Annotated in this window: 20 protein-coding genes and 1 tRNA gene; all 21 read right to left on the bottom strand. The window is 29.2% G+C overall.

What is annotated here, in order from left to right; translation table 11 throughout:
- Positions 1-220: 220 nt before the first annotated feature.
- A complete protein-coding gene (locus ACUV9F_RS00940; RefSeq protein ID WP_446183820.1) occupies positions 221-787 on the bottom strand; it encodes a recombinase family protein in 567 nt (188 codons plus the stop codon).
- A gap of 334 nt (positions 788-1,121) precedes the next feature.
- Positions 1,122-1,190 (bottom strand): type I toxin-antitoxin system Fst family toxin, encoded by a 69-nt coding sequence (locus ACUV9F_RS00935; RefSeq protein ID WP_446184331.1) that lies wholly within the window; start codon positions 1,188-1,190, stop codon positions 1,122-1,124.
- 232 nt (positions 1,191-1,422) lie between these two features.
- Positions 1,423-1,508 (bottom strand) — tRNA-Leu (locus ACUV9F_RS00930).
- A gap of 68 nt (positions 1,509-1,576) precedes the next feature.
- On the bottom strand, positions 1,577-2,038 hold the full coding sequence (locus ACUV9F_RS00925; protein WP_446183819.1) for a SprT family protein: 462 nt from the start codon (positions 2,036-2,038) through the stop codon (positions 1,577-1,579).
- The gene (locus ACUV9F_RS00920) at positions 2,038-2,469 is read right to left on the bottom strand and encodes a hypothetical protein (protein WP_446183818.1); all 432 of its coding nucleotides are present in this window, start codon (positions 2,467-2,469) and stop codon (positions 2,038-2,040) included. Before ACUV9F_RS00920 ends, ACUV9F_RS00925 begins: the two co-directional genes overlap by 1 nt.
- Positions 2,470-2,474: 5 nt before the next feature.
- Positions 2,475-5,129 (bottom strand): calcium-translocating P-type ATPase, PMCA-type, encoded by a 2,655-nt coding sequence (locus tag ACUV9F_RS00915; protein ID WP_446183817.1) that lies wholly within the window; start codon positions 5,127-5,129, stop codon positions 2,475-2,477.
- Positions 5,130-5,272: 143 nt separating this feature from the next.
- Positions 5,273-6,094 (bottom strand): NAD(+) synthase, encoded by an 822-nt coding sequence (gene nadE / locus ACUV9F_RS00910; protein WP_446183816.1) that lies wholly within the window; start codon positions 6,092-6,094, stop codon positions 5,273-5,275.
- A 2-nt stretch (positions 6,095-6,096) separates the two neighbouring features.
- Complete coding sequence (locus ACUV9F_RS00905) at positions 6,097-7,572, bottom strand: nicotinate phosphoribosyltransferase (protein ID WP_446183815.1); 1,476 nt, start codon at positions 7,570-7,572, stop codon at positions 6,097-6,099.
- Between the two features lie 68 nt (positions 7,573-7,640).
- Positions 7,641-8,423 carry a glycosyltransferase family 2 protein gene (locus ACUV9F_RS00900; RefSeq protein WP_446183814.1) on the bottom strand — a complete coding sequence of 261 codons (783 nt, stop codon included), beginning with the start codon at positions 8,421-8,423 and terminating at the stop codon, positions 7,641-7,643.
- 9 nt (positions 8,424-8,432) lie between these two features.
- On the bottom strand, positions 8,433-9,275 hold the full coding sequence (gene rfbD, locus ACUV9F_RS00895; RefSeq protein WP_446183813.1) for a dTDP-4-dehydrorhamnose reductase: 843 nt from the start codon (positions 9,273-9,275) through the stop codon (positions 8,433-8,435).
- A gap of 17 nt (positions 9,276-9,292) precedes the next feature.
- Entirely contained in the window at positions 9,293-10,189 is an 897-nt protein-coding gene (locus ACUV9F_RS00890; RefSeq protein WP_446183812.1) for a glycosyltransferase family 2 protein, read from the bottom strand.
- 12 nt (positions 10,190-10,201) lie between these two features.
- Positions 10,202-11,092 carry a glycosyltransferase family 2 protein gene (locus ACUV9F_RS00885; protein WP_446183811.1) on the bottom strand — a complete coding sequence of 297 codons (891 nt, stop codon included), beginning with the start codon at positions 11,090-11,092 and terminating at the stop codon, positions 10,202-10,204.
- A 9-nt stretch (positions 11,093-11,101) separates the two neighbouring features.
- Positions 11,102-12,523 carry a flippase gene (locus tag ACUV9F_RS00880; protein ID WP_446183810.1) on the bottom strand — a complete coding sequence of 474 codons (1,422 nt, stop codon included), beginning with the start codon at positions 12,521-12,523 and terminating at the stop codon, positions 11,102-11,104.
- A gap of 65 nt (positions 12,524-12,588) precedes the next feature.
- Positions 12,589-13,623: a dTDP-glucose 4,6-dehydratase gene (gene rfbB / locus ACUV9F_RS00875; RefSeq protein WP_446183809.1), complete on the bottom strand. Its 1,035-nt coding sequence runs from the start codon at positions 13,621-13,623 to the stop codon at positions 12,589-12,591.
- Positions 13,624-13,632: 9 nt separating this feature from the next.
- The gene (gene rfbC, locus ACUV9F_RS00870) at positions 13,633-14,214 is read right to left on the bottom strand and encodes a dTDP-4-dehydrorhamnose 3,5-epimerase (protein ID WP_446183808.1); all 582 of its coding nucleotides are present in this window, start codon (positions 14,212-14,214) and stop codon (positions 13,633-13,635) included.
- Between the two features lie 10 nt (positions 14,215-14,224).
- Positions 14,225-15,094 carry a glucose-1-phosphate thymidylyltransferase RfbA gene (gene rfbA, locus ACUV9F_RS00865; RefSeq protein ID WP_446183807.1) on the bottom strand — a complete coding sequence of 290 codons (870 nt, stop codon included), beginning with the start codon at positions 15,092-15,094 and terminating at the stop codon, positions 14,225-14,227.
- 59 nt (positions 15,095-15,153) lie between these two features.
- Positions 15,154-15,873, bottom strand: coding sequence for a glycosyltransferase (locus ACUV9F_RS00860; protein WP_446183806.1), 720 nt, complete (start codon positions 15,871-15,873; stop codon positions 15,154-15,156).
- A 1-nt stretch (position 15,874) separates the two neighbouring features.
- On the bottom strand, positions 15,875-16,699 hold the full coding sequence (locus tag ACUV9F_RS00855) for a glycosyltransferase family protein (protein ID WP_446183805.1): 825 nt from the start codon (positions 16,697-16,699) through the stop codon (positions 15,875-15,877).
- An 8-nt stretch (positions 16,700-16,707) separates the two neighbouring features.
- Entirely contained in the window at positions 16,708-17,691 is a 984-nt protein-coding gene (locus ACUV9F_RS00850) for a GumC domain-containing protein (RefSeq protein WP_446183804.1), read from the bottom strand.
- Positions 17,660-18,736 (bottom strand): hypothetical protein, encoded by a 1,077-nt coding sequence (locus ACUV9F_RS00845; RefSeq protein ID WP_446183803.1) that lies wholly within the window; start codon positions 18,734-18,736, stop codon positions 17,660-17,662. The genes ACUV9F_RS00850 and ACUV9F_RS00845 overlap by 32 nt, the downstream gene beginning before the upstream one ends.
- A 254-nt stretch (positions 18,737-18,990) precedes the next feature.
- Entirely contained in the window at positions 18,991-21,591 is a 2,601-nt protein-coding gene (locus tag ACUV9F_RS00840) for a glycoside hydrolase family 73 protein (RefSeq protein ID WP_446183802.1), read from the bottom strand.
- Positions 21,592-21,681: the final 90 nt, after the last annotated feature.

Here is a 21,681-nt window from a genome sequence, read left to right as displayed (position 1 = left end):
ATACATCACATTTTTATAAATTTCTAATAATGACTTAAACGAACGATTATGACAGTCAATTTTTAAACAAAAAAAGAAGCTAATCAATTTAAGCTTGATTAGCCCTAATGTGTTTTAAGTAGTTTTTTAAAAGAATAAATTAATGTGACAAAAAGGTTCGTTTTTGTCACTAATAGTATAAATTAATACTACTATTCATATATTTATATGTAAACATCTATTAATTTCTCTTTAAATTATATTCTTTTAAAATTCTATATATAGTTCTATCACTTATTTTTTCTCTTATTGCAATTTCTTTAATAGTTAACTTAGTATTCTTATATAAATGAATTACTCTTTGAATTTTATTTCTCTTTATTCGAGGTCTTCCTAATTTTTTAGTTGTTATAGCAAGAGCCTCCTTGGTGCGTTGAGAAATCATCTCAGCTTCTAATTGTGCCATTGCTGACATTATCGTAAATAAAAATCGTCCATTTGGAGTGGATGTATCTACCCCATCAGATATTGAGGTTAAATGAATTCCTTTTTCATTTAATTCCGCCATTATATTTACTAATTGTTTTGTACTTCTAGAAAGTCTATCAAGTTTATAAATCAAAAGTGTATCTCCAGTATCCAGATTAGATAGAGCTTTATGTAATTCTTTTCTATTTTCTTTTCTTCCCGATACCTGTTCTTTATAAATCTTATCCGGATTATAAACTTCTATTGCCCGTAACTGGACATCAATTCCTAAGTCTTGTTTATTTGTTGATGTTCTACAATACGCTATTATTTTAGTCATAGATAATTATTCTCCTTAAATATAAGTTTCATAATTATCCACATTAAACCAATGTTCTAAGTACCTTCAAGAGCTGCTATTTCAAATCAATTCCCAAATCTCGTAAGTGTGTATGATATAACTCATATTAAGGATCTGATATTGCATTTATCATCCTTCCAGCGATGACATTTTTGACACTTCAGTAATGCAATGTTATTATGTATTTACAAATGAGAACCATAGTTACACCGAATTCACATCCACTGCCATGGATGTGTTTTTTTGTATGATTTTTATAATAAAAAAGAACACGCACTGCCATGCGTGTCCCAATAATTGGCTTGTTGTTGCCTTACTTCCGCTTTGATAGCCAATAGGTGAAGTATGCAACTGCACACCCACTCAAAGTGGTAGCGACCATAGTCATGACAAATGAGACCATAGTTAAACACCTCCCAACCGTGCATATTACCCAATTGGGCTGGCAACAAAATAATTTTAACAGTATCATAGCTCATAAAACAAGAAAACATTTGATTACTAAACTAGTCATCCAATTTAACAAATGCATTATTAACCTCTTGTCTAGCAAATAAAATCAAAAAAGTACCAGCCTTATTAAATCAAGGTTGGTACTTTTATTTTTACCTATATGCGGGTAAGAGGATTTGAACCTCCACGGAGAAAATTCTCCACAAGATCCTTAGTCTTGCGCGTCTGCCAGTTCCGCCATACCCGCATACAATAAGTATATATCTTTTTTATAGTCTATAAAAGAAAAAAATGCAGATTTCAAATATCCACATTTTATAAATACTTTTCTTCTAAAAAAATTAATCTTCCTCTACATTTTCCGCAGACAAATTTTTGTGTATTAATTTTTTTAATTCTTTTATACCGTAGTCCACAAGAACTACATTCATATATTTTATATTTTTTCTTTTTTGACTCAACAAACTTAGGTGCATATCTTAATCCACCAACTCTTAATAACAATTCTTTAAACTCTTTTGAACCATGACTATGTCTTCTAAGCCCAGAATAGTACAAATGATAGTGAACTAGTTCGTGCTTAATAATTCCCACTAAAGTATTTTCATTATATTTTTCAACAACCGCTGGATTTATATCAATATGTCCATCCTTTAAATGAAATCGACCACCAGTTGTTTTTAATCTAGCATTAAATTTGGCAACATTCTCAAATTCTTTGCCAAAATATACCGATGAAATTTCCTTAACAAGATCAGTTAATTCTTTATCAGTCATTATCCTTGAAAAATCTTTTGAATATATTTAGAGATTTTATCCGTAGCTTCTTCTTGCTTTAATTCAGCATTATTAAAAGCTTCAATATCCACATCCCTATTGTCTTTCATGCTATCAACCATATCTTGACAAGCAGCAGCATATTCGTCATATGTAACAGCTAAATTATGTTGAATTCCCATTAATCTTGCTGGAGCTTTTACTTCATGCATTACTTTAGCAATTTTTTTATATTCATCTGTTCCCTTTTGAAAATCGCCTTGTATTTCAAGATAATCAGATGACTTCATGTCTTTTAATTTATTGTTGTCGATTGCTTTTTTAATTTCTTCAAATTTAGGATTGAGTCGTTCTTGCACTTCTTGTGTTTTTTGAATCATGTCATTGATTGTGTTGGCATATGCCATTGCTTTTTTTTGCATTTGATTCATTAATCTTACACTCTCTTTCTTTGAAACATTTTAACTAATTCTACAACTAGAACCATAATTATGCCACCTGATAATACAGTTATCCATTGTATAAAATTCAATTCAGTCACATGAAAAACTCCGTTTAATCCAGGAACCATAATAGTTACTGCTAATGAAATCACTGAAATAATAATTGACCAATTAAACACTCTATTTTCAAATGGATTATTTGTGAATAACGATCCATGAATATATTTGACATTAAAAGCCTGAAACAATTGTATCAAACCTAACGTTGCATAAGCCATTGTTAAAGCATCTGCATGTATTAAATCATTTCCTGCATGAAAAGGATATGTTATTCCAATAAAATATACTCCCAAGGTAATCACTCCCTCAAGAATTCCTTGATATATTATTGAAAGCCCTACTCCATTAGAAAAGAAGTTAGAATCCCTTCCTCTTGGCTTTTGTTTCATAATATCTTTTTCACTTGGTTCTACTCCAAGAGCAATAGCTGGTAAAGTATCTGTAACTAAATTTATCCATAATAATTGAACTGGTTTTAATATATCCCAACTAAGTAAAGTCATCATAAACAATGTCAAAACCTCACCCAAATTAGCAGATAATAAATATTGAATAGATTTTTGAATATTACTAAATACTTTTCTACCTTCTTTAATAGCATTAACAATAGTAGCAAAGTTATCATCAGCTAAAATCATATCGCTTGCTCCCTTAGAAACTTCAGTACCAGTAATACCCATACCAATTCCAATATCTGCTGTTTTCAAGGCTGGCGCATCATTTACTCCATCTCCAGTCATTGCTACTACCTTGTTTTTTTTCTGCCAAGCTTTCACTATCCTGACCTTATGTTCAGGAGAAACTCTTGCATAAACTGAATATTTTTCTATATTTTGATCAAATGTTTCTTCATCAATTTTATCCAGTTCATCACCAGTTAGCACTATTTCATCATTAGTAGAATCTATTATACCTAATCTTTTAGCGATAGCTTTTGCAGTAATAGGATGATCCCCAGTTATCATTATTGGTTTTATTCCCGCTGATTTTGCCTCTTGCACTGCTATTTTTGCTTCTGGACGTTCTGGATCTATCATTCCAACTAATCCTACAAAAATTAAATCTTTTTCAATATTTTCACTATCTACAACATCTACAAGATCATCGATTTCTTTATATGCAAAAGCTAAAACTCGCATTGCCTTTTGGGCAAGTTTTTCATTTTCTTGTAATATTTGTTTTACGTCAATTTCATTGATACTTCTTATTTTGCCATTATTATTAATTCTAGTAACTCTTTTTAACAATTGATCTGGTGCACCTTTGGTGGATATCATATAAGTGTTTTCAAACTCATTAACCGTACTCATTAGCTTTCTATCTGAATCAAAGGGTACTTCTTGAACTCGTTTATGAATATCCAAAAAGTCATCCACATCGATGTTTTTATCTAATGCAAATTGAATTAAGGCCGTTTCGGTTGGATCTCCTAGTAACGAATTATTTGCTCTTTTTGTGTCATTAGCTAGCATCATTATTTGAAGTAGTTTGTTATTTTCATCAGCTAAAACCTTTTTGTCAAATAACTCCATATTATCAAGTATATATTCAACAGTCATTTTATTAACAGTAAGAGTTCCTGTCTTATCAGATGCAATTATATCAGTGCTACCTAACGTTTCCACAGCTGGTAATTTTCTAATTAGTGATTTGTATTTAGCCATTTTCTGCGTTCCTAATGCTAAAATTATGGTCACTATTGCCGGTAATCCTTCTGGAATTGCAGCAACTGCAAGAGATATTGACGTTAATAACATCTCACTGATTCTTTGTAAGATTGGTAATTTGTCCGGATTATTAATTATTCCAACCGCAAATATTATTACAGCAATAATTAAAATTAATACAGTTATTATTTTGCCAAGTGATTTGAGATTATCTTGCAGTGGTGTATTAATTTCTTTAGATTGATTTAACATCCCAGCAATTTTTCCAACTTCAGTATCCATCCCAGTAGCAACAACAATTCCACTACCTCTACCATAAGTTACATTAGTATTCATAAAAGCCATATTAGTTCTATCACCTAGTGGAACCTCACCACTTAATTGTTGTGTAATCTTATCAGTTGGTACAGATTCACCGGTTAAACTAGATTCTTCAATTTTTAGAGATTGGCTATCAAGAATCCTTAAATCAGCAGCTACAATATCTCCAGCTTCTAAAAGTACAATATCACCAACGACTAATTTTGAACTAGATATTTTTTCTATCTTCCCATCTCTCAATACCGTCGCTTTGGGTGTAGTCATTTTCTGCAATTCATCAATAGCGTTTTCCGCCTTGGATTCTTGAATTATTCCCATTAACGCATTTAATATAACTACAACTAAAATAATTAGTGCATCAGTCCATTCTTTAAGTAAAAGTCCTGAAACTATAGCGGCGATGATCAAAATAATAATCATAAAATCTTTAAATTGATTTATAAATTTCTCAATTAAAGTCGATTTTCTTTTTTCTTGAAGTTTATTCTCACCATTTTTGTTTAAAATTTCTTCTGCTTGAATTTCACTAATTCCATACTTACTGGAATTAAATTTTTCAATCACTCGTTCTTTTTCTAAGTTATAAATATTCTTTTTCATCTTCTTTCCTCCATGAATGTATAAAAAAAGACCTACACACAAAATAAAGTGTGTAAGTCTCACAATTTAATACAAATCCAGATTCATTCTTGTTGATGGATTTGTAACACTAGGGCCTGTTACTCCCTTACAATTATAGTATATCATATAGAATCAAAAACTGTATAAGGTAAACGTCTTTTATGCTCAGTTTTTATAAACCAATTTTCAATTTTCTCAGCTGAATCTTCAGAAATTTCTTTTCCTTCTAAATAGTCATCAATTTCTTCATATGTTACTCCTAATGCTTTCTCATCAGGAAGAGAAGGTCGATCTTCTTCTAGATCTGCAGTAGGAATTTTTTCAAATAAATGTGAAGGCGCACCAAGTTTTTTTAACATTAATCTTCCTTGACGCTTATTCAGTCTAAATAACGGCGTAATATCAGCAGCTCCATCACCAAATTTTGTATAAAATCCAGTTATATTTTCTGCAGAATGATCTGTTCCTACAACAATTCCATTATTATCACCAGCAATTCCAAACTGTACCGTCATTCTTACTCGAGCTTTTATATTACCTTTATTAAAATCTGTTATTTTAATATCATTATTTTGAATTGCTTTAACCAATTCATCAACAGAATTTTTGATGTTCACCGTGAAAATTTCGTCTGCATTCATCCATTTGATTGCTTCTTGTGCATCTTTTTCATCTGCTTGAGTTCCATAGGGCAATCTTACTGCTATAAATTTATATTCTTTATTCCCAGTTTCTTCTCTTAATTCGTTAATTGCCATTTGCGAAAGTTTTCCTGCTAAAGTTGAATCTTGTCCACCAGAAATTCCAAGTACCAGTGTTTTTAAAAACGGACGATTTAATAAATATGATTTTATAAAATTTATAGAACGTCGAATTTCCTCTTCAGGATTAATGAAAGGTTTTGTCATTTCAAAATCAATAATTTTTTTTTGCAATTCTCTCATTGTTATTCTCCATAGTGTAGCCCATTAACATAGTTTCTTACTTCAGCAATATATTCCATTTTATGGTCATATAATTTTTGTGATAAATCCACTGGGTATATTTGTGGGTTCAAATCTCTTTTATATTCTTCCCACAATGAGCTTAAGTTATTAATTGCATTATCACGTGCTTGTGTTGCTGTTGGTAAGTCGTATACTAATTCACCGTTTACAAAAATATCTTTTAATAATGGAATAGCTGTAAAGTTCTTCACAGTCTTGTTGATATAAGTATATTGAGGATGGAACATATAGAGCTCGCTTTTTTTTCTAGGATCATCGTCAAAAAGCGTTACATAATCACCTTCGGATTTTCCATTTTTATCATCATTAGTAATTCGCCAAACTTGTTTCTTGCCTGGAGTTGTAACTTTTTCGGCGTTACTTGATAATTTGATGGTATCATCCATTTGTCCATCATTATTTTCGATAGATACTAATTTATAAACAGCTCCTAGAGCTGGTTGATCGTAAGCTGTAATTACTTTAGTACCTATACCCCAAATATCAATTTTTGCATCTTGCATTTTAAGATTTAAGATAGTTTTTTCATCTAAATCATTTGATGCATATATTTTGGCATTCACAAATCCTGCATCATCCAATTGTTTTCTTACACGTTTAGAAATGTAAGCCATATCACCTGAATCAATCCGCACACCTTGAAAGTTTATTTTATCGCCAAATTCTTTAGCAACTTTTATAGCTGAAGGAACTCCACTTCTTAAGGTGTCATATGTATCAACAAGAAACACACAATCTTTGTGTGTTTGTGCATAGGCTTTGAATGCTTCATAGTCATTTTTATATGCTTGAACAAGAGAATGAGCATGTGTTCCACTTACTGGAATTCCAAAAATTTTTGCAGCACGAACGTTACTTGTCGCATCAAATCCGCCTATATAAGCTGCGCGAGTGCCCCAAATAGCAGCCTCCATTTCCTGAGCCCTTCTAGTACCAAATTCTAAAAGCAAATCTCCATTAGCTACTGACTTAATTCTAGCAGCTTTTGTTGCAATTAAAATTTGATAATTTAAAATGTTTAAAATTGCAGTCTCAACAAGCTGACATTGAGCTAGAGGACCTTCAATTTGCATGATTGGTTCATTAGCAAAAACTAAGTCTCCCTCATATGCAGAGCGTACAGTTAGTTCCGATTTAAAGTTTTTTAAATATTTTAAAAAGTCTTCTGGGTAGCCAACTTCATCTCTTAAATATTGAATATCAGTTTCTGAAAATTGTAAATTATTTAAATAATTTACAACATGCTCAAGCCCAGCAAAAATAGCATATCCATTTTCAAAAGGAAGATTTCTAAAAAAACATTCAAATATAGCTTTTTTATTATGAATTCCTTTTTTGAAATAAGTTAACATCATATTTAACTGATATAAGTCTGTATGCAATAACAAACTATCATCAGCATATTGATTTTTCATGATTACCCCTCGTGTAATTAATATTAATAAGAAAACTATATCATAAATATAAAAAAAAGGGGAAGCGCTTAGAAAAAACGCCATCCCCATTTATTAAAATATTGAAACATGGATTTTATGAAGACTTTAAATCCCTTCAAACTTCTATGAGATTCCATCCCGTAATAATGAGTTACAATTGCAGAAGGAATATAATAAATTTTATTTCCATTTTCTCTAATTCGGTCACACAAATCATTATCTTCAAAATACATAAAGAATCTTTCATCAAATCCTTTAATATCCCTAATTACTTTTGTTCTTAAAAACATAAAAGCACCTGAACCATAATTTATACTTTGAATATTATCTTTTAAATTGCGACACTCATATTTACTTAAGCGTTTATCAAATATTCTTTTTATAAATTTAAACGGAATAAATCTCAACATATAATCAAATACATCTAATTTTTCTCTAATTAGATATTGTGTTTTACCATCTGGTCCAACAATTTTAGGTGTCAACATGCCTATTTTAAAATCTTGTGAATTCAAAAAACTATACATTTTTTCAAATGATTCTTTAGTTATCAAAATATCTGGATTACAAATAATAAAAAAATCTGTAGAAATTTGATTGAGAACATTATTATGCCCATGACCGAAGCCTTCGTTAGGACCTTTTAAAATCCTGACATCCTTATTTTCATAAGCTTCAAGCTTTTCTATATACTCAGCTTCAGAACCGTTATCATGCACAATAATATCAATATCATAATTGGGTCTAACATTATCAATCCAACTATCTAAAGTTTTAAAAATGTAGGGACTATTATAAGTGACAATACTAACAGTAACACTTGGTTTCATATATTTATCCTAATCAATTTCTTCCATAAATTTAGATAGCGCTTCTTGCCATGTAGGAATTTTAAATCCTGTTGATTTTGCTTTACTTAGATCCATAATTGAATGTTTTGGCCTATATGCTTTTTGTGGAAATTCTTCAGAAGTAACTGGCTTAACTTCAACATTTTTATTTCTTAAAATCTCAGATGCAAATTCGTACCATGTACACGAGTTATCATTAGATAATTGATACAATCCATATTCAACTTCATTTTCTACAACATAAGTCATAAACTCTGCTAATGTCCTTGTCCACGTTGGCCTTCCAACTTGATCATTAACAACTGTCAACCGACTATGATTTTCTGCTAATTTCAACATTGTATATACAAAGTTTTTGCCAAATTCACCAAAAACCCACGATGTGCGAATAATGTAATACTTATCCAATATTGATGAAACCAATTGTTCCCCGGCTAATTTAGTTTTTCCATACTCATTTTTTGGATTTGCTGGAGAGTCTTCTGTATACATTTTTTCATTTTTTCCATCAAAAACATAATCAGTACTTACATAAATCAAAGTAGCTCCTACATTTTGCGCAGCTTGAGCAATATTTTTGGTTCCTTCAATATTAACCTTTTCGTTAATTAATTTTCCTGGCTCCTCTTCGGCAGCATCAACAGCTGTATATGCGGCACAATGATAAACTATTTCAGGTTTATTTTCTAAGAAATAGTTATTGACTGCTTGTTCATTGGTAATATCTAATTCTTTAGAATCAGTAGCTGTATATATTTCATTTTTTTCATCTAGTAATTTTTTCAATTCTGTTCCTAGTTGCCCATTACCACCTGTTATTAAAGTTTTCATACATTATACTTCTCTTTCTAATATTCATTATTCTTTGAAATAGTTAATAATTTGCTTTTTGCTTTGTTATGTATAAAAGGAATTTTAAAAAGAATTTTCCCTATTACATCTTCAATCGTAAAATATTTTTTTATATTATTCAATTGTGTATTATTAATTTTATTCTGTTCAAACAATAAATAAGTAATAATTACTTTTTTTATATCACTTAAAAATATTTTAAAAGATTTTACATTATATTTTATCTTCACCATACCTCGAATTAAAACTTCATAATACATCATTTTTGCAGTGTCACTCATTGTATTTTCGCCAGTTATATATACACTACACCCCACCTGCTCATCAATAAACCATTTAAACTTTTCTTTATAAAATAGCTCTATCCAAAACAACCAGTCTTCATCGTATTCAATAGTTTTATCAAATCTTAGTTTATTTGCTTTGAACACAAATGAATTTATTGGAAAAACATTATGTTCAAGCAACTCATCTTTATACCTAATAGTAGGAGTATATTTTCTTTTTTTATTTTCTTTTACATACTCTGCTGACATAGCATAGGCATCAATTTTTTTGTTTTGTATAAAAAAATTAATTGACTTCTCTATTTTATCTATACTTAATGTATCATCAGCATCTAAAAATTGTATATATTTTCCCTTTGCAGTATCTAATCCATAATTACGGGCATTACTCCTACCCTTTTTTTCTAGTCTCACTAAAATGATCCTATCATCTTCTTTAGCTAAATCACTAACTTGTTTATTAGTTTTATCAATTGACCCATTATCTACTACAATAATTTCTATATCTTTATAGGTTTGAGATTGACATGATTTAACAGCTCTTCTAATAGTTTCTTCGTTATTATAAGTGGGGATAATTATTGAAACTTTAATGTCGTTATTCATATCTTCTCCTAATTAGATTTGTAAATATTTATATTTATTAATTCCAAATAATCCATCAATGTAATATTTCAAAAATCGAATTCCATTTTTTTTAGTAAAAATACTTTTAATGCAGAACAATAAAAAATATGTATTAAATATTAGTTTATTTTTCACGGTACCATTTTTTTTAATAAAAATCACAAGATTTCTATACATAAAATATTCCGATAAACCTGTAATTTGATTAATAGTATGAGATCCTCGATGCCAAACAATTATATTAGTAATACATCTTACTTTATATTTTTTCTTTCTTGCATTCATACACCACTCATTTTCCTCATAAAATAAAAAATATTCTTCAGGAATATACCCTACATCTTCTACTATTTCCTTCTTAAAAAAGAGACATGATCCGCTAACATAATCACAGTCAACATACTTACTTGTTAGACTGGCTATATCCATACCCTTATATAGTTCTTCAGCCCTACCATAGTTCATATTCACTTTTGATCCTGCTGATTGAATTAAATTTCTTTTATCATAGTCACAAACAACAGGTCCGGCAATTCCCAATTCATTTTCAGTTGTAAAAGCCGATACAAAATCTAATATTAAATTCGGAGTTATATCAACATCATTATTTAATACACAAATATAATCACTATTAATTTCTAGTGCATATTTAATACCTAAATTATTTCCTTTTGCGTAACCACCATTTACTGGCGACTTTATTAAATATTCTTTATCAATAGCTTTTTCTATTTTGCTTAAAGATTCATCTGTAGAATGATTATCGACAACAATAACTTTATAATTTTTGTAATTGATTTTTCTTAACTTTTTTAAACAATTTATTGTATCCAAAGCATTATTATAATTTAAAACTATTATACTAACTTTAGGATCTTGCATGTTTATACCTTACCTTTTTAAAAAGTTTTTCCCTCTATTAATTATCTCATATAAAATTGGCGTCTTAAATATTATCAGTACTGTAAAATATATCACTGCTCCTACTAAAACTTCAATTATCAAGTGAACTATTGATATAGATAGTATGTGATTCATAATAAACAAAAGAATAAACATTATTAACCCTGATATTACATATCGATAACATCCTTTAAATAATTGGAAAACTGAAAAATCCTTGTTAACGTAATACAACTGAATAGCAGTTACTATAAACTCAGACAATATTGTAGATAAAGCGGCTCCAATTGCTCCTAAATAGACAATTAGAGGAATATTTAATATAAGATTAAATATTGCACCAATAATAACTGAGGACGTATACTCTTTATTATGATTTGTTGGTAATAAATATTGATTACCTGTTATACTTGCCCACGCTATTAATGGAATTACTAGTGATTCTACAAGTAATATATTACCAACACTACTAAATTTTGGACCAAAAAATAATATTGAAAACTCTTGAGAAACACCTGCAATTCCAAACATAAGAGGAATAGAAACAAATGATATATAATCAAAACTTTTTGTTAATAGTTTTTTTACCTGTTGATGGTTACCATTCATAAAATTACTAGCAACTCTCGGCATTACGACAGTTGCTAATGAGGTTAACAGTGCAACTAGTAGTTTAATAATTTTATCTGAACTATCAAAAAATCCTGCACTTTCTACAGAACTAAATATCTTTAACATAGGCTTATTCAGTACAGAATAAATATTAATAGCTATCTGTGGAATAAACAAGGCAATTGCAGGTAATAAATGCCTTGTAGGATGTAATTCTTTTATCTGAATCATATCTACTTTACCTTTTAGATATGGCCAAAGTGTTATATTACCGAACAATACAGATAATGAAGTAATTAATATATAAATAAATAGATCGTTTTTACTTTTCACAAAAATAAATATACAAGCTAATGAAATAGCTTTAACTAAGATATTTCTAGTAACTGTTACTTTAAAATTTTCTAAGCCCATAAAAAACCATGAAATATCAAAAGCTACTGCTACAATAGAAATCCCTTGTGCGAGATAGTAAGAATGATACTCTCGATTTATATTAATAAATATAAGAAACAATACTGTTGACATTATGACTGTCATAATAAGTAAAGATTCAATTTCCCAAAATGTTTTACTTAACTTTTTTTTATTATCTCGCCTATATGCAATTTCTCTACCACCATATAGATTGACTCCAAGAGTTGCTAACAAAATAAAATATTGTGTAATTGCATAAGTATACGTATTAATTCCAATGCCTGTTGGTCCAATCACTCTGGAAATATAAGGTATGGTAACCAAAGGAATAATTAAAATAAATACTTGATACAACATATTATATAGATAATTAAATATCAAAAGTAGTTCCTCACAATTCTGAATACATATAAAGGCAATGCATAATTGCATTGCCTAATAAATTATTACTGACCATTTTTTGAATAAGTTTCTTCAACCAATTCCTTATCCTTTTTCCACCAGTCTTGATTTTCTGTATACCATTTTATTGTGCTCTCTAAGCCACTTCTAAAATCAGTAAACTGTGGTTTCCAACCTAGTTCTTCTCGTAATTTTGTAGAATCTATTGCATATCTTAAATCATGTCCAGGACGGTCTTTTACAACATCATATGCATCACTTGGTTGACCCATTAATTCTAATATTAATTCTAATACGTCTTTATTATTTTGTTCCCCATCTGCACCAATTAAATACGTCTCTCCAATCTTACCCTTAGTTAAGATTGTCCAAACTGCACTTGAATGATCTTCAGTATGAATCCAATCACGCACATTTTTACCAGTTCCGTATAACTTAGGTTTTATTCCACTTAATACATTAGTTATCTGTCTTGGAATAAACTTTTCAATATATTGATATGGCCCATAATTATTAGAACAATTAGAAATTGTAGCTTGCAAGTTAAATGATCTAACCCATGCCTTGACTAATAAATCAGAACTTGCCTTTGACGATGAATAAGGGCTACTTGGATTATATCTACTTTCAGACGTAAACTTTTCACCAATACCCTCTCCATGCCCTGGTAAGTCCTCTCTCAACGGTAAATCACCATATACTTCATCAGTGGATACATGATGAAAACGTACGTTATATTTACGACATGCTTCTATTAATGTATATGTACCTATGATATTAGTTTGAATAAATGGTGAGGGATCTTTTAATGAATTATCATTATGACTTTCAGCTGCATAGTGAACCACAGCATCAGCGTCTTTTACTAATTCATTAACTAGTTTTTCATCAGCTATATCTCCAACAACAAGTTCTACTTGACTCTTGTCAAGTCCAGCAAGGTTTTCTTTATTACCAGCATAAGTTAACTTATCTAGTACAGTTATATGAACTTCGGGATGATTTTTAGCAACATAGTGAACAAAGTTAGATCCAATAAAACCCGCTCCACCAGTTACAATAATGTTTTTATATTCCATACTTATCACCTATATTTCTCCATAAACAAATGGATTGTCTTTTTCAAACTCTGTTAGTGTAGGTTGTTTAGCATCTTTTTCAGATGTAATAGCAGTTTCAAAATCTATTGGCCAATTAATATCTAATTCAGGTGTCTTAAATGATATTCCACCGTCCGCTTGTGCATCATAGTAGTTATCACATTTATATAAAAAGTTAACATTATCAGTTAGTGTGACAAAGCCATGTGCAAAACCCTTAGGTACTAAAAGTTGACGATGGTTACTTTCTGAAAGAATGTAGCCTTCCCATTGTTTGTAAGTGGGAGAACCTTTTCTTAAATCAACTATTACATCTAAAACAGCTCCTGTTACAACCCTAATAAGTTTTGTTTGAGCAGCTTTTCCACGTTGAAAATGCAACCCTCTCAATACACCAGCTTGTGTAGAAAGTGAGTGATTATCTTGTATAAATTCGTAATCAATACCAGCATCTTTAAAATCTTTATCTGAGTAAGATTCAGTAAAAAATCCTCTATGATCTCCAAATACAGCAGGTTCAATTATTTTAACATCTTGTAGTTTTGTTGTTGTTACCTTTAATTTGCCCAATAGTTCTTACCTAATCCTTTTCCACTAATCTTAATAGATACTGACCATAATCATTCTTTTTTAATGGCTGAGCTAACTTAATAACATCTTCTTTAGAAATATAACCCATTCTATATGAGATTTCTTCTAAGCAAGCGACTTTAAGATTTTGGTTCTTTTGTATAGCTGATATAAAACTCCCCGCCTCTTGTAATGACTCGTGTGTACCTGTATCTAACCAAGCAAAGCCTCGACGCATGATTTCAACATCAAGTTGATTATTTTTTAAATAAGCTTTATTGATATCTGTTATTTCTAATTCGCCTCTATCAGATGGTTTAATATTTTTAGCAATATCAACAACTTGATTATCATAAAAATATAGACCAGTAACAGCATAATTACTTGCAGGATTTTCTGGTTTTTCCACAATTGATTTTGCATGCATATTCTCATCAAAGTCAACAACTCCAAACCTCTCTGGATCGTTCACATGATATCCAAATACTGTTGCTCCTGATTCTTTATTTGAAGCACGTTGAAGCATTTCTGATAAGCCACTTCCATAAAAAATATTGTCACCTAAAACTAAACATACTGAATCATCACCAATAAAATCTTCACCGATAATAAAAGCTTCAGCAAGTCCATTAGGTTTATCCTGTACAGCATATGAAATATCAAGTCCTAAATCATGTCCGTTTCCAAACAATTCTTCAAATCTTGGAGTATCACTTGGTGTTGAAATAATTAAAATATCTTTTATTCCCGCTAACATCAAAACAGACATTGGATAGTAAATCATTGGTTTATCATAAACTGGAATTAGTTGTTTTGATACTGCTTTTGTAATCGGATATAGTCTAGTTCCTGATCCTCCGGCTAAAATTATTCCTTTCATATTTCACCTCGTTTTTTAATTATTATATAATACTTTTTTCCTTAATAAATGAATATCTATTACTTTAATTTAATAATATATTTTATAAGTTCTACTATTAACTTAAATCTATCTGTAAACATTGGTATAAATTTTCTCTTGGACATACCCGTAACATTATTCCCATGGCGCACATATTTCATTAAAGGCTTATTTATAATTGATATTTTAAATTTTTTCATTTTTGCTACATCAAAAATCCATTGATCATGCATAGGAATATTATTAGGAAACGGGATAGCTGCATCTAGTAAGTCTCTACTAATTGCCATCATAGCCCCAGTATAGCTATTACTAACTATATTTCCAAATATTCCTTGATTTAAATTGTTCTTATTATAATGATTCCAAGAATTATCTATTACATTAAAATGACCATCAACTACTTCACTATCATGTACAACTAATTTAGCACCTGTCTTAAATTCATTCATAACTTCATGTACCTTTGTAGGTAACCACATGTCATCTTGATCAGAAAAAAATATATATTCTCCACTAGAATTTTCCATGCTTTTTTCAAAGCTTTTAATTGGGCCTAAATTTCTATTATTTTTTATTATTTTAAAATTGATTTTTGATTTATTTGAAATAGATTCAATGATTTCTAAAGTATTATCACTGGACATATCGTCCACTATTACTATTTCATCTTCAGATGAAAGTTGTTGTAAAATTGAATTCAATTGGTTAAAGATTGTATTCTTTCCATTATAAGTTGCCATACATACAGAAATCATATTACAATTTCCCTTTTTTTAATTTTAGATAACTACTGAGTGTTAATTTCCAAAATGTTCTATTTTTAACAAAAATAAATTGTTTAAAACTTCTCAGTAATAGATTTTTAACGAAGTTATCTAGTTGATCCTTATTATATTCTGTATAAAATAATATTTCAGAATTTAAAATGCTCTCATATCTACTGTAAGATACTGAATTAATGTTTTGAACTGACAAGCTATGCATTATTTGCTCGGGAACAATAATATATTTCTTGCTTTTAATTTTATTAAATTCCCAAAATAACCAATGGTCTAAAAAGTCTAAGCTGAATTTTTCATTAAATCCACCTATTTTAAATAATTGATCTATCGACAATACACTTGCTGAATTAATTGCCATAATTGAATCATTTGTTAAACCTTGCTTAGGAACTTCTTTTTTTCTCAATGAAATGTAATTATTCGCAGATAAAGGAGATATTATAGTGTCATTACTTTTAATTATTGGAAGTATTGCCTTTATTTTTTCAGTATTTGTTGACATTACTTTTTTTAGATAGGTTTCAGTTATCTGAGTATCATGGTCTAATAGCATTAACCATTTTGCATTATTGTCTATTGCATATTTTAAAGCTGTGTTATATGGCTTTGCTAGCCCATGATTTTCAGTTGTTTGAATATTTATGACATTCCTATTGCTAATTTTAGGCGCAACAGCTTTATTATCATAAATAATTAATTTAATTTTGTTCTTTTTCGCATAATCCAATAATATCTTTGAACTTGGAGTATTTAAAAAATCTGTTTTATAAGTTACAACTACTACTGCTAATTCAGTCATTTGAAACCTCAATCAATATATACAAGATATATATTTACATTAGGAATATATTTAACTTCATTTAAAAATTGGAGTAATTGTTTTTTTGTTGTTATAGATTCTTTTACAAATACAATTTGTGATAAATCATTAGTTGTGTTCATTGCTTTGCCGGAATCTATTGTACTTATCTTAAATTCACTTTTATTTTCATTCAAAAAGAAATCATTCAATTTTTCTTCTAAATTTTCCTCAAAAAAATTAACCGAAATATTTAGATTATCAGAATCACTAAAAGCTTTTATTTTTTTAAATAATTTTCCTAAAGTATTAACTAAATTTACTTCTTTTGTATGGTAAAGCTCAACTCCCTTTACCGAATCAGATAAAATATTTATATCATAAATTCTAGGGTCATAATAAGCCTTAATAACTACGGCTATTACAGAAATTATTAAGGAAACAACAAGAGACATTGCATAATATTTTTTATAGCTTTTATTCCCTTGAATCTCTGAATTTTTTGCTTTTCCAATCACTTTTGCAGATGTTTTTTTTGAAATATCTGAATTATTCTTTACAACAAAATTTGAAATATAATTACTTAGTTTTATGGCTTTAGAAGAAGTATCAGCGCTTGCGCTAATTGTTAATACTGACGTCCCGTTTTCTACAGAAAGTTGATAAGAATTTATTTCGTCCGCACTCATTTTTAAATCTTTTTTTGCTGCACTATCTAACTTGCTTTCAAATCTTTCAGAATTTAATATTTCTTTTTCTGTATTTATATAGTACTGAATTCCAGTACCGTCAATTTTCTCATAGTTAGGGAGAATAGCAACTTGGGACTTAGCTGTATAACTTACTTCAGATGTACCTTTTTTACTATAAAGATAAGTTCCCGCTATCATTACTCCTGTTAAAATTAAAAAAGTCAACAAAAAAAACTTCCATTTTGTTTTCATACTTTTTAATAGAGACTTAATTGTATGTGTATAGTTTATTTGATTCATTATTTTTTTCCGCCTTATTTCCTAATAAATATTCCATAATGTATATAATTACAAATAGATAAAAAATTCTTTGTGAATCTATTAACGACAAAGTTGGAGCCATCAGTATTAAGTAAATCACTATATTCAGTGCAATTATTTTTTTAGTACTATTGATAAAAAAGTAAAAAACTTTATGCATAAAAAACAGAATACCTATTATTCCAAAAATACCAAAAATAACTGGAATTTCCAAAACACCCATATCTTCTAAAAAATATTTAGCATTGGCTAATGCAATATGCCCAGATATTGGCCCATGTATTAACTGTCCAAATCTTTTAGAGTCAGGGAATCCAATTCCAAACCAGTTATTATTAAAAATTTTCCCAAGATAATACATGAACTCATTAATTCTTATATTTAGGCTTTCTTTTCTACTGCCTGAAGTAAACATATTTATTAATAGTGGAAAAATTGCAATACTACCAATACCTCCAAAAACTGCTCCTAAATAAATCATTAATGGGGTTCTTTTTTTTGCCATATATCCGATAAATACCAAAAATAGTACTATATCAATAATCATATACATTCGTGTTCCTGAAACAAAAATAATATACATAAGATCTATGCCAATAATAATCAAGTCCAAAATAAAGTGATTTCTTTCATTGTAATTAGAATAAATAATAGTAACTAATATCGAAAATGATATGAAATCGGCTGGTCCTGCTATTCTTACAAAATGAAAAATCGGACCAAAACTGTCATATATCGGATTTAGTCCATATTGACCTAAATCAAGAAAAAAAATATTCTGACTAATTAATACTGATTGTAGCAATAACAATAAAGAGTAAAAAAGTCCAATTAGCTTTATTGAATTTAGTATAAAATTAAAATCTGCTCTCTTTTTTAAAAAAATTGCTAAGTAAAAATACAAAAGAAACATGAAGTAAACATAGCTATTTTTTAAAGTCACAACTAAACTTTGGTTATAAACTACTTGAGAACCCCATAAGATTAGTAAATATATTATTATCCAAAAAAATATCACTGGCATAAATTCATAATTTCTTTTTTGGGAAAATTCTTTAAAATTAAAAATAAAATTTAATACTAAAAGCAAAAAAATAAGAATTATTATAAGTGGCTTATATACATACGAATTTACTAAAAAAAGTTTAGCAGAGGTCGTAAATAATGAAAAAAAGGAGGTCTGTAATAATAAGATGATTAAAATTGAAATTCTATTTATTTTTGACACTCATATATCCTCTACTTTATTATCTAAATAATTTTTATTATTCTTAAAGACTACATTTTTAAATCTTTATTAAACCAATAATCAACATATTTGGAATTGCCATCAGAAGATCCTGAATATCTACTAATTACCTTTATATCTTTGCTGAGAAATTTATCACTCATTATTTTTTCTTCAAAACCACTATTTAAAGAATTGTAAACATTTGGATAAGCATTAGCGACATCCGTGCGTAAAACATTTTTTATTTGTTTTCTGTATACTTCCAGACCTGTTTTTTTATTTAGAAAAATAAGATAATGATACGGTTTATCAATACTTTCACTAGTTGCATGCCATCCTCTAAGATAAATGGTATTCCTATTTACTTTATTAAAGTCATTTAAGTCTGCTCTATTTCCCGATTGTAATTGAGGAGTAGTAATTCCCTGATTAACAAATGTATAGTCTGTAACATCATAATCACCATTGGGATCAGACGAATATCTTGACATCAATACATATTTTTTCCCATACATATTTTTATCTAGTTTAAATTGATTATCAAACCCAGAATCCTTAGAATTTCTTATATTTGAATATGTACTTCCAACATCATTTCTTACTGTCCTATCAATTTTTAAACGTTTTACTTCTTTTCCTGTTTTAGCATCTAATAAGAATAAATAACTATATTTTTTATTATTGCTTTCACTAGTTGCATGCCATCCTCTTACTTTGATTGAGGTTGTATCTACTGAAATTCCATCAAGATTAGCATGGTTCCCATTTTCCCATCCTGGAACTGATAATTCATTATCAAACCGTACTTCCGATACATCACCTTCCCCACTTGGATTTGATGAATATCTTGAAATAAATTTATATGTATGTCCCTTCATAAAATCTTCTATAGGAATATCAAGAGAAAAACCACTATTTTCAGCATTATAAATATATGGATAACTATCTTTTACATCATTTCTTTTCTGCCTGTTAATCTTAAATCTTTTAACTTCTTTGCCTGTATTTTTATCAAGCATAATTATATAACTATATGGCTTATTTTTACTGGTTTCATCTATCTGCCAACCATCCAAGTGAATCTTATTCTTTTGAATATTTAAATGATCCATACTTGAAGCCTTTGTAACAGCATTAGGCATTGAAATCACTTGGTCATAGTAGTGATCATTTGCATCATTATTTCCATTAGGATCAGATGTATACCTTGACATTAATATATACTTTTTACCATACATATTTTTATCAAGTTTAATATTAGTGTTAAATCCAGAAATATCTGATGTTTTTATATCTGAAAAAAGATTCTTAACATCCGGACGACTAGTCCTATTAATTTTTATTCGTTTTACTTCTTTTTTAGTGTTTGGATCCATTAAAAATAGGTATGTATATTTTTTTTGATCCATATCTTGAGAAATATGCCATCCTCTTACACTAAATTCACTTGGTGAAATTTTAACTTCATCTAATCTTCCATTATCTGGTAGTGAAATTTCATCACTAAATATATGGTCAGCAGTATCGTAATCCCCATTAACATCTGAAGTATATCTTGACATCAAGATATACTTTTTACCATACATATTCGGAGTCACTTTAAAATTAGCACTAAAACCGGAATTCCCAGAATTGTAAATATTTGGATATGCATTCTTAACATCTGTTCTTGATTCGCGATTTATCTTAACTCTTTGAACTTCTTTTTTTGTTGATGCATCAAGCAAGAAAACATAACTATAATTTTTACCCTTGCTATCATCAGCAGCATTCCACCCTCTTACATGTAAAGAACTACCAGTGAATTTTTTTTCGTCTAAAGAACCTATATTGGAGTTCAATGCCTGTCCATCATATCTAGTAAGTCCATTAGATTCAATTATACTATTTAGCAATCTAGGGTAATTAGGGTCTGTAGCATAACCATCTTGTTGAAGCAAGCTTGTTACCTTTTTATAATCAGTAACCCCAAGTAAATTATGATATCTTGAATTGACAACCAAAAAGTTTCCATGGTCTTCAACACTTTCATTTCTACTTGGATATTTTCTGAACTCGGCATTTACAGTCACCCAATTACCATTTATATATTCTTGTGTTGGCATTAAGACATACTGTCCATTGTAACGTCCTTTAATTCCAAAAAGATTATTAGCCTTTTGAGTTAGTCCAGACTGGCCCCAGCCACTTTCTATAATTGCTTGAGCTATAGTTACTGATGGTAATACTTTATAATTTTTCCAACCATTAATTGCACCTGATGCAACACTATTAATAAAGTCTTGGCCACTAAAAGTTGTAATTCCACCATTAATTGCTGTTTCATCAATAAGCGATTTAGTAGCAATTACTAGAGAACGATTATTATAGTATCCAGGTCCTATTGAATTATCAGATGAAACCTTGTTTTCCTCTTTTTTATCTACTACTTCATTTTTAGAACTGGTATTATCTACATCATTGTTACTATTATCATTTTTATCTGATGACTGTTTTTTATCATCATTTTCTTTTTGATCTGGTGTACTAATATTGTTAGAGCTATTGACAGTTTGAGCCATGGCATCACTGATTAATGCTGGTGTATTAAACATTGATGCACTTAGAGCACTTGTCAAAAGCAAACCATTTTTTAATTTTTTCTTCATAATATATACTCCTCAAAATAATCAAACTACCCATACATGATAAAGATATCATATAGATATTAATACATGTCTTTTTTAACATTTTCTTAA

Source organism: Daquilactobacillus linshuiensis, from assembly GCF_052828685.1.
Note: the sequence above shows the minus strand (reverse complement) of the source record. Positions and strands in the feature narration are given on the sequence as shown.

Bases quoted from the DNA above. Each gene is read 5' to 3' on its own strand.
- rfbB (WP_446183809.1), bottom strand. From the start codon at position 13,623: ATGGAATATAAAAACATTATTGTAACTGGTGGAGCGGGTTTTATTGGA.
- ACUV9F_RS00845 (WP_446183803.1), bottom strand. From the start codon at position 18,736: ATGCCAGTGATATTTTTTTGGATAATAATATATTTACTAATCTTATGG.
- ACUV9F_RS00855 (WP_446183805.1), bottom strand. From the start codon at position 16,699: ATGACTGAATTAGCAGTAGTAGTTGTAACTTATAAAACAGATTTTTTA.
- ACUV9F_RS00905 (WP_446183815.1), bottom strand. From the start codon at position 7,572: ATGAAAAATCAATATGCTGATGATAGTTTGTTATTGCATACAGACTTA.
- nadE (WP_446183816.1), bottom strand. From the start codon at position 6,094: ATGAGAGAATTGCAAAAAAAAATTATTGATTTTGAAATGACAAAACCT.
- ACUV9F_RS00900 (WP_446183814.1), bottom strand. From the start codon at position 8,423: ATGAAACCAAGTGTTACTGTTAGTATTGTCACTTATAATAGTCCCTAC.
- rfbA (WP_446183807.1), bottom strand. From the start codon at position 15,094: ATGAAAGGAATAATTTTAGCCGGAGGATCAGGAACTAGACTATATCCG.
- ACUV9F_RS00915 (WP_446183817.1), bottom strand. From the start codon at position 5,129: ATGAAAAAGAATATTTATAACTTAGAAAAAGAACGAGTGATTGAAAAA.
- rfbD (WP_446183813.1), bottom strand. From the start codon at position 9,275: ATGAAAACTTTAATAACAGGTGGTAATGGGCAACTAGGAACAGAATTG.
- ACUV9F_RS00840 (WP_446183802.1), bottom strand. From the start codon at position 21,591: ATGAAGAAAAAATTAAAAAATGGTTTGCTTTTGACAAGTGCTCTAAGT.
- ACUV9F_RS00920 (WP_446183818.1), bottom strand. From the start codon at position 2,469: ATGAATCAAATGCAAAAAAAAGCAATGGCATATGCCAACACAATCAAT.
- ACUV9F_RS00885 (WP_446183811.1), bottom strand. From the start codon at position 11,092: ATGCAAGATCCTAAAGTTAGTATAATAGTTTTAAATTATAATAATGCT.
- ACUV9F_RS00890 (WP_446183812.1), bottom strand. From the start codon at position 10,189: ATGAATAACGACATTAAAGTTTCAATAATTATCCCCACTTATAATAAC.
- ACUV9F_RS00860 (WP_446183806.1), bottom strand. From the start codon at position 15,873: ATGATTTCTGTATGTATGGCAACTTATAATGGAAAGAATACAATCTTT.
- ACUV9F_RS00940 (WP_446183820.1), bottom strand. From the start codon at position 787: ATGACTAAAATAATAGCGTATTGTAGAACATCAACAAATAAACAAGAC.
- ACUV9F_RS00925 (WP_446183819.1), bottom strand. From the start codon at position 2,038: ATGACTGATAAAGAATTAACTGATCTTGTTAAGGAAATTTCATCGGTA.
- ACUV9F_RS00850 (WP_446183804.1), bottom strand. From the start codon at position 17,691: ATGAATCAAATAAACTATACACATACAATTAAGTCTCTATTAAAAAGT.